Source organism: Anaerobutyricum soehngenii, assembly GCF_009697165.1.
Taxonomy (GTDB): Bacteria; Bacillota; Clostridia; order Lachnospirales; family Lachnospiraceae; genus Anaerobutyricum; species Anaerobutyricum soehngenii.
Map to the genome: position 1 here is coordinate 60,968 of NZ_VULP01000003.1, position 14,787 is coordinate 75,754.

Annotated in this window: 12 protein-coding genes; all 12 read left to right on the forward strand. The window is 39.9% G+C overall.

Annotated elements, in window-relative coordinates:
* Window positions 1-82: 82 nt before the first annotated feature.
* Window positions 83-601: an RNA polymerase sigma factor gene (locus tag FYJ25_RS02605; protein ID WP_243145663.1), complete on the forward strand. Its 519-nt coding sequence runs from the start codon at window positions 83-85 to the stop codon at window positions 599-601.
* Complete coding sequence (locus FYJ25_RS02610; protein WP_154580465.1) at window positions 598-2,064, forward strand: anti-sigma factor C-terminal domain-containing protein; 1,467 nt, start codon at window positions 598-600, stop codon at window positions 2,062-2,064. Before FYJ25_RS02605 ends, FYJ25_RS02610 begins: the two co-directional genes overlap by 4 nt.
* A 143-nt stretch (window positions 2,065-2,207) precedes the next feature.
* A complete protein-coding gene (locus tag FYJ25_RS02615; RefSeq protein WP_154580466.1) occupies window positions 2,208-3,305 on the forward strand; it encodes a hypothetical protein in 1,098 nt (365 codons plus the stop codon).
* Window positions 3,306-3,727: 422 nt separating this feature from the next.
* Window positions 3,728-4,063 (forward strand): hypothetical protein, encoded by a 336-nt coding sequence (locus FYJ25_RS02620; protein ID WP_154580467.1) that lies wholly within the window; start codon window positions 3,728-3,730, stop codon window positions 4,061-4,063.
* 47 nt (window positions 4,064-4,110) lie between these two features.
* Window positions 4,111-4,719, forward strand: a complete 609-nt coding sequence (locus tag FYJ25_RS02625; protein WP_154580468.1) for a hypothetical protein — start codon at window positions 4,111-4,113, stop codon at window positions 4,717-4,719.
* A gap of 222 nt (window positions 4,720-4,941) precedes the next feature.
* Window positions 4,942-5,523 carry an RNA polymerase sigma factor gene (locus tag FYJ25_RS02630; protein ID WP_243145664.1) on the forward strand — a complete coding sequence of 194 codons (582 nt, stop codon included), beginning with the start codon at window positions 4,942-4,944 and terminating at the stop codon, window positions 5,521-5,523.
* Window positions 5,510-5,944, forward strand: a complete 435-nt coding sequence (locus FYJ25_RS02635) for a DUF4179 domain-containing protein (RefSeq protein WP_154580469.1) — start codon at window positions 5,510-5,512, stop codon at window positions 5,942-5,944. Before FYJ25_RS02630 ends, FYJ25_RS02635 begins: the two co-directional genes overlap by 14 nt.
* Complete coding sequence (locus FYJ25_RS02640) at window positions 5,941-6,564, forward strand: hypothetical protein (RefSeq protein WP_154580470.1); 624 nt, start codon at window positions 5,941-5,943, stop codon at window positions 6,562-6,564. Before FYJ25_RS02635 ends, FYJ25_RS02640 begins: the two co-directional genes overlap by 4 nt.
* A complete protein-coding gene (locus FYJ25_RS02645) occupies window positions 6,551-7,192 on the forward strand; it encodes a PrsW family glutamic-type intramembrane protease (RefSeq protein ID WP_154580471.1) in 642 nt (213 codons plus the stop codon). Before FYJ25_RS02640 ends, FYJ25_RS02645 begins: the two co-directional genes overlap by 14 nt.
* 155 nt (window positions 7,193-7,347) lie before the next feature.
* A complete protein-coding gene (locus FYJ25_RS02650; protein WP_096240880.1) occupies window positions 7,348-7,659 on the forward strand; it encodes a hypothetical protein in 312 nt (103 codons plus the stop codon).
* Window positions 7,660-7,704: 45 nt separating this feature from the next.
* Window positions 7,705-13,176 (forward strand): leucine-rich repeat protein, encoded by a 5,472-nt coding sequence (locus FYJ25_RS02655; protein ID WP_167513761.1) that lies wholly within the window; start codon window positions 7,705-7,707, stop codon window positions 13,174-13,176.
* A gap of 339 nt (window positions 13,177-13,515) precedes the next feature.
* Window positions 13,516-14,751, forward strand: coding sequence for a PTS sugar transporter subunit IIC (locus tag FYJ25_RS02660; RefSeq protein ID WP_147608442.1), 1,236 nt, complete (start codon window positions 13,516-13,518; stop codon window positions 14,749-14,751).
* Window positions 14,752-14,787: the final 36 nt, after the last annotated feature.

The window sequence follows — 14,787 nt, forward strand, 5'->3', positions numbered from 1 at the left end:
AACCTTTTTCTTCTTTGATTGTTATATAGATGCAAGAAGTCGAAAAGTATCGGAATGAGGGGGTGAGAATCTGGATAAACATTTGTTAGAAGCATTGTATCAGCGATATTATAAAGAATTATATATTTTTGTCTGTTCACTTTGTGGAAGTGAGAGCGTAACAGATGATATTTTGCAGGACACCTTTTTAAAAGCATTACTGACATTGAAGGATTCTCATACCAATATGCGGGCATGGCTTTATATGGTAGCGCGTAATCTTTACTATAACTATTATAACAGGCAGAAGAAGCAGATGACGATCGAATCATCTGATTTCGAGCATGCAACCATGGAGGTACATACATCAGGAAGAGAAGTCTTAATACAGAGTGATATTTTGGAAGAAGTTCTTCATAAAGAAGAGAAGAAGCAGCTTTTAGAAGCGGTAAGTCAGTTAAAGGGACAGAAAAAGGAAGTGATTCTATTACAGTATTTTGGGGACTTTTCACAGAAAGAGATTGCGGCGATGCTTAAGATCACTCCGGGTAATGTGAAGGTTCTCTCTTACCGGGCGAAGAAGGAACTGAAGGATTATTTAACGAAGGAGGAAGGAAGATGACCTATCGTGAATTATTAGAATTATATAAGGCAGGGGAGCTGGAATTAGAACAGAGAAAGCGGATCGAGAAAGATATCGAGAAGCAGGAAGCAATCAGTGATTATCTCTATGAACAGGAAGGAATTCCCGGTTTGGAAGACGTTTTTGCAGAAGAAGACCGGAACAGCTTCGTTTTTGCAGATGGAAGACAGACAGAGACAGGGAAAGAGAAAGCAGAAGCTGATGCTCAGGAACAAAGAGCGAGAGGTCAGCGAGGGAAGAACAAGAAAAGAAGAAGTACCAAGGAAGAGGATATCGATACAGAATTTATCACAATGATCAATCGTTCCATCAGACGGGCATTTCGAAGATTAGGGTTAACCGTTCTCGCCTTAGCGTTCGCATTAATTCTATTTGTACAGTTCTGCTTTCCGACCATAGTATCCTGTTTCTATTATAATCCAGCGGAAAATATCGGGAATAAGGATTATACGATCAACAAGATGAGTCGTGATATGGCAGTATACTCAGAAGTCTTTCTTCCGGGAAAGAGAAGAGTTTCTGTTGAAGCAGAATCAAAAGGATATGGAAAGTATAATATTACAGTGAACCAGACTTCGAGCTTTACAAGAAACCTGACCGATGTATCCGGAGAGATTGTCCGGGGCAAGCTGAGATATTACGATAATAATATTTTAAAAACACCGGTCAGCAATGCTTTTGCATACAGTAACCTTGTTGGAAAAGAAGAGAATACATTAGAAGAGAATTTACAATGTACCAGAAAGTATTTTCAACTGAAAGAGAACGAAGAAGTCAATATGTGCGCTGCTGGTACAAAAGAACAATCTATAGAATCATTAAAAAATCTGGATTCTCAAAAAATGTATATAGGTTACATATCTCTAGATAAGATCATGCCTTATGCCGATTTTAAAAAGTACGTAGATAAGCAGGATCTTTCAGAAGTATGGTGTGCAGTACAAGTATTAGAACCACAGAAAGACGAAGGAGATCTTGAAGAGGCTGCCGATTTTTCAAACAAGGATAAAGCAGAGGCAGGAGAAGAGTATATAACGGATTTCCTCTCCGGTGCAGCAAATATTGGTTTCGTATGCGTACCATCTTATAATGCAGCCTTCAACTGGGACGATAAAAAGTATCCTGCCCTTCTGCCGGGATGTGAAACAGATCAAATGGATGAACCAGATCACTGGGACAGCGTAGAAAACAATCTCAAAAAAGAAAACTATGCCAGACAGCATTTTGTAAGTCTTCTTAATTATCTATCAGATCAGAAACAGTTTCTGGAAATGATAGCAGGAGATGATTACTCGCCGGAAGCATTAAAAGAAATGGCATCCTACGTTAAAAAGAATGGTCTTAAAATATATGGTTTTACAACGATCGCAGATAAAGATACCTTACTAAAACTCAGTAAGCAGAGCGAAGTATATGAAATCTATACCGAAGAACTGAACTAACCATTCCTTTACCTGTTTTCTATTCATTCGTAAAATCAGAATAGCGTAAAAGCCAGGAAAGAAAATAAAGAGAAATACCTTTACAATTTTTTTTAAGTGCGCTATTATTTCCATGAAAATATTTTACGGAAAGGAACGATATTATGATTAAAAATAAACTGAAAAGAGTGCTTGCAGTAGCATTAGCCGGAATGATGGTAGCAGGTGTTGCGGGATGTTCCAGCAGTAAGGATGCGAAGAAAAACAACACAGCTAAGAGTGAACAGGGAACAGAAGCAACGACAGAAAGTAAGGCAAATACAACAGCAGACTACGTAGCATCGAATGTGACACTTCCTGACAACTTCGACAACATGATTTATCCAATCGAAGCTTTAATGGTACAGAAGCTGTCGAAAGGCTATGCATATTACACGAACGACACGAGCGAAGAAGAAGCAGATTCCTTCTGGTTTTCCATGGCAGTTCTCACATCCTTAATGGAAACAGAATCCGCATACGGAGATGGCGTAGAAGAAGACTCCTTCTACTATCTTAAAGAGAACACAACGAATATGTATGCCTCCGCATTATATAACACATACGGAAAGGGTGACATGGAATTCCCTGAAATTTCAGACGGAGATAAATACGCAACCTACGATGATGATAAAGACATGTATGGATTCTTAAAAGGTGACGTAGGAAGCCTCGTTCCATATATCACAGACTGTACAAAGGACGGAAGTGACTATATCATCACAGCAGAACTTCGTAACAAAGATACAGACGAAGTAAGAGGAACTTATCAGGTAACGATCACAGAGACATCATTCGATGGCGATGATAATAACTTCGCTTACTCCGTAACAGATATCACAGCAAAGAAAAACAGTTCCTACGGCTTTGACGAAGAAAACACAACAGACAAGAGCGAAGAAGAAAAGAGTACAGAAGAAAGTACTTCTGAAGAAGGAAGCACAACAGAAGCAGACAGCGAAACAGATACAGACTCTGACTCATCAAGCAGCAGCTCCGAAAGCATTTCCCAGGATGATGCGTTAAGCCAGGCAAAAGATTACTACGGCAGTGATGCAGAATACTCCTACAAGAAAAAAGTAACCGTAGGTGATAAAGAATATTATGACTTCTCTGTAAAAGGAGACGATATCAGCAGCACAGACGTATTAGTATCCGTAGATGGACAGGATGTCATTGGCGGAACACAAAACGATGACGGCAGCTGGTCATTTGATCAATAAAGTTACGTTATATATAAGAAAAAAGTAAGAAATAAAATAAGAAATAAAAATGGAAGAATCCTATGAATAGCAGATGGAAGAACGCTATGATAGGACTCTTCCATTTTTTTGTCGTTAACAGGTCAGAAAGAGAACAGGGACAGAAAAAGGATATGCAGGAAATAAGGAAAATTTCCAAGAAATTTGTGAGTAGTAATTGAATTTGTAAAAAGCTATAATAAAAAAGAGTATATGAAAAAAAGATAAAATATTTTTCTGTCTGGTCAGTCTGTAGAAAATCGAAAGAGGATAAAAATACAGCCTGGACATTTTCTGTCTATCTTTATTCGTATAATAGCAGTAAGAAAGGTAGAAGAGAATGCTCATGAAGTATATGGAAAACAATGATGAAAAGAAAAAAATGAAACAGGACAACATAAAAAATGGCAATATTTAACGAGAGCAATCCGGAAAGTTACCGTTCAATATACGGTTCCTTATTTTCTGAATTTGGGGAAGAACTGACAATAAAAATACATAAAGCATACGCAGGACGACAGATTTCCTTTCCGAAAAAGCTTTATACAGAAGAATACATAAGCTATTATGTAGAAAAAAATAAAGCAAAAAAGCCTCCGTCAGTGATAGCAGACAACTTAGAATGTACGGAACGTATCAGCGAACAAAGTAATTATCGGGAGAATCGGAGATATGTGGATTCAGCGTTTTTTAATCGGAGTAATGTTTGGCTGGATTTTAATTCCGGTAGCTTTGATTAAGCGTTGGCTTTTCAGGTAATTATTTTAAATAATGGGAGGAATCATCAATGGCAAAGAAAGAGAAAAAAGAGAAAGGATTCATGGAATCTGTTCATGACGGCTACATAAGAGGAAGTATGGGCGGAGAAGAGGATACTTCGCAGGCAAGAACAGTCACCTCGCCGGAACCATTACCGGATGAAATCAAGAAATTCCGTAAATTGTATATCCTGGTTCCAATCAGTTTGATAATTGGAATTCTGAAAGGGGATTTCACAGGATGGCTGGCAATTGCTGCATTTATCTTGCTGTGTCTTGTATGTCTGATCGATACATATGCAGACCATAAAGTAAGGCGGCTTCGCAGAATGAAGTTCAAACTTCCGGCAGGGGTCACATCTGATGAATTCTTTAAAAAAATGCAGCCAGTTTTTATTTCAAAGTATGGCTGGGATGTCGAGCGGGGAGATCATGGGGAACTAACTGTACTTGATAAAAAATACAAATATGATGTTAATCTTGAAGAAGACGGAACGTTTGTCATTTGGTGGAGAATGTCGGTAGCAAAGGCATTTTTGTCTACAAGGCATTATCCTATTTACAAAAATGCAATCGCAGCAATGGGAATTATCGCTTATGAAGTACAGCAGGTTTTTCTGGTTGTAGAAGAGGCATAGACATTGTAGCACATATCTTATGGAAAGGATATTAAGTCATTCTTATTGTGAGATGCGTATCATTTCACACCTGGTATAAAATCGTATACCGGCAGCTGTAGATCAGAGGCTGGTATACGATTTTTTTTACATTTTCTTGTAAAATGCAAGGTCTTCGTATAAAATAGAGTATACGGTCCGAGGTGAAATGGTGATTTTGATCGGATCAGGAAGTCTGTAGGAATGAAACGGATACGAGGGGGTATGTGTGTGATTTCAGATGAGATGGCTTACAGAGAGTACTTAGAGGGAAGGGAAGAAAGTGCGGACATACTGGTTGACCGATATGGAGATGCACTTACTTATTATATAAATGGTTATATTCATGATATCCATGAGTCGGAGGATTTGATGATTGAGGCGTTTGCGAGGGTTTTTGCGAAGGAGCGTTCGATTGATGGAAAGGGGAGTTTTCGAGCTTATCTTTATAAAACAGCGAGAAATCTGACAATTCGTCACACACAAAAACATAAGTTGTGGTTTTTGCATTTGGATGAGGTGGATTTTGAATTGCCGAGTGAAGAACTGGTGGAGACAAGGCTTTTGCAAAATGAGAGGGAGAAGTGTCTTTATGAGGCGATGGCGAAGTTGAAGACGGAGTACAGAGAGGCGTTATATCTTGTGAGTATAGAGGGGATGAGTTATAGTGAGGCTGGAAAGATTCTTGGGAAGAGTGAACAGCAGATGACGAATCTGGTACATAGAGGAAAGAAGAGTTTGAGGAAGATTTTAGAACAAGGAGGGTTTTCATATGCGGACGAATAAAGAGCGTCAGCAATTGATTTATAGAAGAACACGGGAGCTTCGGTGTAAGGAAAGACGTAAGAAACAGTGTATGTTTAGTGTGTGTGGTGTAGCGTTATGTCTGATGCTTGTTATCGGAATAGGAAGTTTCATGCCGGGGGTAGTGAAGCAGGCTTCTGCAGGTAATATTGATTATACGATGGGAACGGCGAGTATGTTGGGGCATTATGAGGCATTGGGATATATTTGTATGGGTGTGTTAGCATTTGCGCTTGGCGTATGTGTGACGGTATTGTTGTATCGTTTGCGAAGGGTTGAGGAACATAAGCGCAGAACGAGGGAATATCAGTACAGAATGGAAACAGACGGACAGCCTGAGAAGAAAAAACAACAAGAAGAACAAGAAAAAGAACGAGAAGAACGAGAAAGAGAACAGAGATGAATTTTGAGATTATTGATAATGTATTTCAGGTAGCGGTATTTTTTACTGCGGCGCTTGGAGATATGGTATATTGGTTTTATAAGAGAGACCGTTTGTATATTATACTGGCGCTGGTATATAGCTGCTTTATGATGGGAACGCTTTACTTTGTGCTTCATCTTGTAATTCGGGGCGTTGTACCGCAGGTGTTTTATGTGTCGGAAATTTCATGGATTGCCAGTTACTTGTTTATGCATACCTATCAGATCGTGCGCTACAGGATAAAAAAGATACGGATTGCAAAGATTCAAGTGATATGTGGGGCGGGAGTTCTGATCGCTTCTATGTGGAGCGGAATTTTTGGGCCGGTATTTCTTACTACCGGAACTTTTGCGATGGTAGCAGGGGTGATTGTTTCTATCGCTGTATTCCGGATTTTGTATGAGAAGGAGCCGCATGGGGTGTGTTACTGTATGATTGTGTGTGTTGTGCTAGAAGTGGCGCTGTATGTGAGTTCGAATTTTATTCATGACTATACAAGGTTTAATTTGTATTTTCTGATTGATTTTGTTTTGACGATTGTCAATATGTTATTATTACCATGCACAGTTTGGGAGGTGACAGGAGATGATGTATATTGAGAATATTTTTATATGTATTTCGATTCCGCTTTTCCTCTCATTGATTTTTATACGGGGAGATATGCGTAAATATATGCTGTTTATCTGTATCGGGATGGGAATGTGTGTGTTGTCTGCTTATGTCAGCAGTTTTTTTATGGGGTATTATCATACAGATGCGGTTGTGGCAGCGATAGAGATCGTACCGGTTTGCGAAGAAGTGATGAAGCTTCTTCCGCTGTTGTTTTATCTTTTGATTTTTGAACCGGAAAGGAAGGGAATTCCCGGAGCTGCGGTTGCGATTGCGGTAGGTTTTGCTACATTTGAGAATGTATGTTATTTGACGGAAAATGGAGCAGCAGATTTTGATATTTTGCTTGTACGTGGTATTTCAGCAGGGGCATTACATATATTATGTGGCATTTTGCTCGGTTTTGGAATGGCTTATATATTTTGCTGGGGTTTTTTGAAAGTGACAGGAACAATCGGTTTGCTTGGGGCTAGTAGTGCTTTTCATGCTATTTTTAATTTACTTGTTTCGGCAGATGGAATATGGAAATGGATTGGATATCTGTTTCCGTCTGTTATGATTGTGCTATTGATCATAGGATGGCATTTGCTGATAAAAATGAATAAGTATTCGATGTAGAATATATAGAACAGGTTAAAAATCTTTTCAGATCTTTTCATTTATTTTTGATTTTTTCAAAATAGGTGAAAGGATTTTTTTTTATATGTCTTTATATAAATAAGATTTGCAAATATGTATCATTTGCAAAAAAAGAATGAGGAAGGAGGGAGGGAATGAATCAAAGGGAGATCAGACGGTGCAAGATTCACCGGCGGATGAATGTTCTTCGCAATCGATATGACAGAAGGATACTTGGCAGTATGACAGTTCTGATTGCTGGATTAACGGTATGTATGGGAATCCTGCTTCAAATGGCACATGTATCCGGAATTCCTACGGTTAATGACGGGTATGGATCTGTTCTCCTGCGGAATGGAGCAGATGTTTATGTGATTATTGGTATAATAGCTTTTGTGGCAGGAGTTATTTTTACGGTGATTTGTATTCGGTTTCGAGACAGGAAGGCACATAAACAACAGGAATAAAAATGTTGTATGGGAAAATATTGTATAAGAATAAGAGGTGAGAGTATGAAGTACAAAGGAACAAGGCAGTTGTTAACAGGTATTCTTACAGTGATGCTTACGATACCGGTCGTGGTTGGCCTGGCATCTCCAATTAGAACCCAGGCGGCTTCTAAGGTGGGAGTGCAGTACCGGTTTGCAGATGGTGCGGAACATGAAGCAAAGAATCGCGTGGGAATCCGGTCAGTAGTGATTGATGGCAAGACATATTTTGATATTCATGATGGCAGCAAGACGGGGCGCACCGATCCGACCAATCAGCTTGCTTTTTTACAGGCTGTTTTACAGAGTGGGAAGGATATGGCTGATGGAAGCGACAGTGTGCTTGGCCAGTGGGCTTCTCTAGCAGAACAGATTTATGGAACGCATAGCCATTATACAGCAAGAGTGAATGCTGACGGTGGATTTAAGAAGAACTTTACAGGAAGCTCGAACCGGGAGAGAAGTGGATACGCGGATCTGGCATATGCATTAGCGCAGACAAAAGAAGGTACTGTTGGAAGCCGAAAGAATGATTACACAAAATGGAAAGGGCTTTCTTATGCTACGGATTTAAAAAAAGTACGCCAGGAGGCAGCGGATGAGATTGCGGGAGCAATCAATCGAAAAATCAGTGGCAGTGATGTACTGAAAGAAACGGATGGAGATGATACATTAAGCCAGCTTAATGATGAGACACCGCAGGATGTTTTATATACGCTTGTGACGTGCGTAGACAGGGCAGGAAAGACTTATAAGTATAATTACAATTCGTTTGGTATAGCTTTTTATGATTTCCAGTTATCTGTGCTTGCGGGAGAAGGACTGGAATATGTTACAAAGGCGCAGAAGTATGAGTCTTTGCAGCAGGCAGTGGAGAATAATGTTTCTGGTGTCACATATAAAACAAGTGGGAAGAATAATCCGGTACTTAGCTACTATAAGAATGAATCGAAACAGGAAGCAGATGTCGGTATGGAATTTACGCAGTCGAATTCTGTGACGACCTCAAATACTCTTGAAACTGGAAAAAGTTATTCTTATAGCCAGATGATTGGTTCTGAAACAACACTTTCGGGAGGAATTCCTCTTCTTGGTGAAGTAGAACAGACCTTAAAGCTGGAAGTGACGTGTGAACAGGCATTATCTACAGCTTATTCCGAAACAAAGGAATATAGTGAAACATCAGAGAATAAAGTGTCTTCAAGTATGACACTTCCGGCACAGACGGCTGTTGGAATGGAGTCATCTAAGGCAGTAACGAATATAGAGTTAGGATATGACTGTCCGGTTGCGATTACTTATAAAGTGGCGATCTTCTCTTTGTCTGGTGTTGTATATGATGACAGTGCAGCGGTACAGTCTTTTAGTACTTCCGGTTATCGTCAGAGTCATTTTAGTACAATATTTGGCTCTTCCTCTGCAAAAGGCGGGATAACGGCAATGGATAATCTGTATAATCGTGCAGTCAGATATACCGCAACGAAAAACTACGAGCAGTCGTATGGACAAACTTATGGATGGACAGAAAAGCGTAATGATGGTTCTTCTGCGGATGAATTAACTGGACTGGAATGGAAAGATATTTTAAGTGGAACAATCAATGAGGAAGATGTTGGCGTGGAGACGGCGAAGGTTAGGATTCATCGAGTCCTGGTTGATGATAAAGGTGAGATCCAGCAAACATTTGAATCGAAAGATTTAGAAGAAGAATATCCTGTAGATTACGAAACATTGATTACAATGGGATCTGTTTATAAGTTATCAGGGAAAACGTATAATCTGTATTCGGGACAGGTAAAAGATAGTAATGGTGATGCTGTAGATAATGAAATGGGATATGATAGTTCATCAGGACGTTACAGTAAAGTGATTCAGCCGATTGGCGAAGCGGAGAAGAACTCCTTGAAAAATGAAGGGGTAAGTGACGACATTATTGCTGCGATGAACAGTATAACATTTTATTATACGGAAGATACATCAGGAAGTGGGACATCCGGTCAGAATACGAAGAATGGCAAGGCAGTCAGAAGTTCGATCAATCAGTCTGCTAAGGCAATCCAAAGAGCTGTAAGTAACGGAGAGGTAACTTTGAAAGATAAGGTAACCTGGCTGGCAACGAAGTGTCCAATGTCTGTGACAGGCGGAGTACTCAGCTATGATGCAGTGAGTATGAATTCTAATATTAATGCGATCGTACCGTTATATCCGTTAAAGAATATCAAAGTGGTTAACGGTGTGAAGACATTGAATATGATCGGCGGGGATACATTTGATCTTAGTACAGTTACTTTGAATGGAACGAATGAAAATGATGTTGATTATTATGGATTTGATCAGGATAAGGGACATTGGATACTTACGGATACCGAAGGACATGAATTGACGGGAAGTAAGAAGGCATCGATTGAAAGAAATACTGCGACAGGTGAAGAGATTCTTACAGCAGGGGAAGAAGAAGGAACGCTGTATCTCAAATATGTGATTGATGAAGATGTCTATACGAGTTTAGAAAAATCTTCTCCATCAACGAATGAATTTCTTGATTCAACCGCAAGAATTAAAGTGAATGTGACGACAAAGCCATTTGACGGAAGTGTGCAGGCAGAAGGAACGGTAACTACTTATGTGGGAGAAACACCGGTAAATCTGTTTGGCAATGAAGATATCAAAGGTTATGCATTAGACAGCACAGATAAAAAGATTTCCGGTGCACCGATCGTATGGGAATCAAGACTGGATGAGGAAGATGGAATTAAGCTTGAGAATAATCAGCTTTCCTTTACAAAGAGTGGAACATTCCAGATTCGTGCGACTTATCGTGGGAAGCATTCAGAATGGATTAGTGTAAAGGCGCTGCCGAGGAAGGCATTAACAACCCTTACGATTTCTGATGACACGCAGCCGGCTACGTTGGAGAGTTTTATTTATAATGATCAGGGCGCTCCAAAAGAGATTGATTTATCTAACCTGACTGTAAAAGCATTCGATCAGTATGATGGTGAGTGGAAGGATACTTCTGATGTGAAATGGGCAGTAGAGATTGATGGGCAGAGTGCAGCATTTACAGAACTTTCTCAGAATAAACTTCCGATACATAAGGCGGGAATATATAAGATTACGGCAGTTTCTCAAAAGTATAACGTGACATCTAATGTAGTAGAGCTTAATGTAAAGCCAGCAAGAAAGTTAAGTTCGGTTACGATTCAAACAGACCTTGAAACGAATGGTATAGGTATTGGAAGTGCTTATGAAAGTGATTTGAAGAAGGATGTAACAGTAACAGCGCTTGACCAGTATGGTGAGTCTTATGACTGGACAAAGGAAACGTACCAGTGGATTACCGGTGGAAAGTATTCTGCAGTAACTGCGGATACACTGCTTGGGCTTGTAAAAGGTTCTGATACATTACAGCTCGCTGTAGGTGAAGGGGAAAACATGGTTGAATCGAACACCATCAACTTTAATGTTATCGCCAAACCATATGTAAAGGAATTATATACCGGAGATTCTGCAGTAGTAAGAGAAGGTGAAGTTTATGATCTTTCCAAAGTGAATTTTACTGCCAAAGACCAGAATGGAGATCCTTACGAACTTTCTGCAAAAGAAGTCGATAGTATTACATGGGAACTGACGGATAGGGGAACGATTAAGAGTGCGCAGGTATCTTTTGATTCGAAAGCAAAGAATCTGTCAGTAACAGAGGGAACCGTAGATTATGGTGAAACTGGAAATGTGATTTTAAAGGGAACATTTACAAATGTAAATGGTGAGAAAGCGTTGGCAGCGCAGTTTACTTTAAATGTGAGACAAAAACCAGTTCTTGGTACATTAAAACTGGAGCAAAAAGATGCAGATGCTACATTGAAAAATGGAGAGAATGCTTATGTTTCCGAGTATTTTATCGTAAAGGGTCTGGATCAGTATGAAGAAGACTATAATCTAAACGGTGTACCGCTTACATGGAATTCTGATAATGAAAAGGCATTTCGATTTGATAGAAATAATATAATTGCTGCGGTAGAAGCCGGTAAGAAGGCCAATATTACTGTTCGAGCAACGAATCGACTGAATAAAGAAGTCATAAGTAACGCTTTAGAATTGAAAGTGCCAAGAGTGCGCTCACTTCAGAAAATCGTATTAGAAGATGTTCCTGAAGCTATTGCATTTAACACTGTGTTAGATGTAACAACATTAAAAGCAATTTGTTATGATGATTTAGAAGAAGCGTACAGTGAAGAAGAATTAAAGGCTTATCCGGCAAAGATTGCATATTCATTGGATGCGAATGGAACAGATTGTAAGTTAGATACAGCAAAGAACATTTTAAAGACCAGTAATAAATATGGATACATTACGATTTCTGCAATGGCAGTAAATAGCAGTACGACAACTACAGTGCAGGATGAGAATGGCCAGGATATTGTTTCTAGCGTAAAAGTCTGGGTAGGACCGAAAGTAAAGTCAGTAAACGTAACGGAAAGAATGATTGCTACCGCAGGAAAGAATGAAGTGGCATTGGAAGGTAAATGTCTTGAAAACGCTATGAAGGTTGGTCTGTTTGATGCATCCGGTAAGCTGATCGATGAAAAAGATACGAAAGGTAATGCCGGCACACAGAAAGCGACCTTGGATGTCCCTTCAAATATCGGTGGAAAAGCAGACGTGACCTATACAGTGAAATATGCAATTACAGATACGTATATGGATGAACCGGCAGGAAAGATCATAGTAAGTAATAAGATTCCGGCAACTGGAGTAAGACTCAATAAAAATAGTATCGTCCTTTCTCCTAATGCCAGAGAACAGCTTATAGCATATCTGTCACCGGAAAACAGCACAGATTGGTTAAGCTGGAAGAGTTCACAGCCTGCTATGGCAGCAGTTGACCAGAATGGTAATGTAAAGGCAATCGCACCAGGTAAGCTTGCGATTACAGTTACAACAGAAAGTGGTAAGAGCGCGTCTTGTAATCTGCTTGTCGGACTGCGAAAAGGTGATGTGATTACAAATGGTATTTACAGATATAAAGTGACAAACACAATGGTTGACGGAAGCGGAGAAGTGGAAGTGATCGGATTTGTAAAAGGCCGCAGTGCGAAGAAAGTCTCTATTCCAAAGAGCGTGGCATGGAATGGAATTAAGTACAATGTAACTTCCGTTGGAACGAGAGCTTTTATCAAGAATAAGAAGATCAGAAATATTGTGATTCCGGATTCTGTAAGAAAGATCAGACATAAAGCATTCTATGCATGTCCGAATGTGAAGAAGCTTACGATCGGAAAGAATGTTTCCTTCATGGGAGCTCACGCATTCTGTCTGAATAAAAAGCTCGAAAAGATTGTGTTTAGAGGTACAAAGTTAAAACAGTTAAGAAAACCACATGTGTTTATTGAAGTGAAGCACGCAAAGGTTTATGTACCAAAACGTAAATACAAAGCCTACAAAAAGATGTTATCTGATTATGGACTTGACAGATGTAAGTTTGTAAAGAAGTAATCCGATGATATAAATAAAAGTTTTTATAATTTGCCTTTATGACAAAAAAGAGGAGACAGCAATGCTGCTATGAAAGAGGAGACATTGCTGTCTCTCCTTTTTTCTATGCCATATGTCCAGCGCTTTTTAAATACGCATGAACAGGTATTGCACTGTAAAAAATTTACGAAAATAACATTGCGTTTCTGTGAAGAGTATTATAGAATGTAACTGTTTGGAGCCGTATAGATTTTTTAAAAATCTCGTCAGATTCCATAAGGTTTTTAAAGAATTTCAAGACCGGCTTTAGATAGTGAAAATAAAAAGAAATAAAAAGAAAGAGAAAGAAAAAAGAGAAAGATGAAGAATCAGAACAACACAGAACAAAGTGTAGGAAAGCAGAGCTTTCTAAAAAGGAAAAATGTAGAGATTTCTTTTAAGAGATATGCGATTGATGCGATGGGAGCGATGGCTCTTGGATTATTTGCATCTCTCTTGATCGGGACGATCATTAAGACATTAGCAGAGAATGTCGGCACAACAGGTCTGATGGCAGCATTGGCATCAGTGACAGATACGGGAGAGTTAGCGGCAAAGGTCGCAGGACTTAGTACATGGAATCATTTTTGCTGGATTTTATGGCAGATTGGTAATTATGCGACCATGGTAACAGGAGTTGCTATGGCAGCGGCAATCGGCTATGCATTAGATGCACCACCACTAGTGTTATTTTCTTTATGTGCGGTAGGACAGGCGACAAATACATTAGGCGGTTCTGGCGGACCGCTGGCAGTTTTGTTTGTTGCGATTATTGCCTGCGAAGTTGGTAAGCTTGTTTCTAAAGAGACGAAGATCGATATTCTTGTCACACCGGCAGTAACAATTATTGTCGGTGTAGGATGCGCCATGGTACTTGCACCGATTTTCAAAACAATCTGTGATTCCCTTGGTACATTTATCGGCTGGGCAACGAATTTACAGCCATTCTTCATGGGAATCATTATTTCTGTTGTCGTCGGTGTTGTACTTACTCTTCCAATCAGCTCCGCAGCAATCTGCGCAGCAGTTGGTATTAGTGGCGGTGCCGTTCTTGCAGGCGTTTTAGATGGCAGTATCTCTATGGGCGTATGGAATGGGCTTGCGCTTGCCGGTGGAGCAGCTACCGTAGGATGCTGCTGTAATATGCTTGGCTTTGCTGTGATCAGCTATCCCGATAATGGAGTTGGAGGTCTCGTAGCACAGGGGCTTGGGACGTCGATGCTGCAGGTACCGAATCTGATGCGTAAGCCGATCTTGTGGATTCCACCGGTACTTACTTCCGCGATTTTAGGTCCGGTCGCCACATGCATTTTCCAGCTTCGCAATAACGGTGCGGCGATTTCTTCCGGCATGGGAACCGCGGGCTTAGTAGGTCCGATCGGGATTATCACAGGCTGGTCGAATATGCCAGAAGGATATGCCGTTGGAGCATTTGACTGGTTAGGAATGATTTTAGTCTGCTTTGTACTTCCTGTTCTTTTAAGCTGGGCAATTGGTAAGTTTATGAGGAAAAAAGGCTGGATTAAAGAAGGAGACTTAAAGGTAGACTTGGGATAATATTAAAAAATCTGTGGATTTAAAACAGACAGAAAA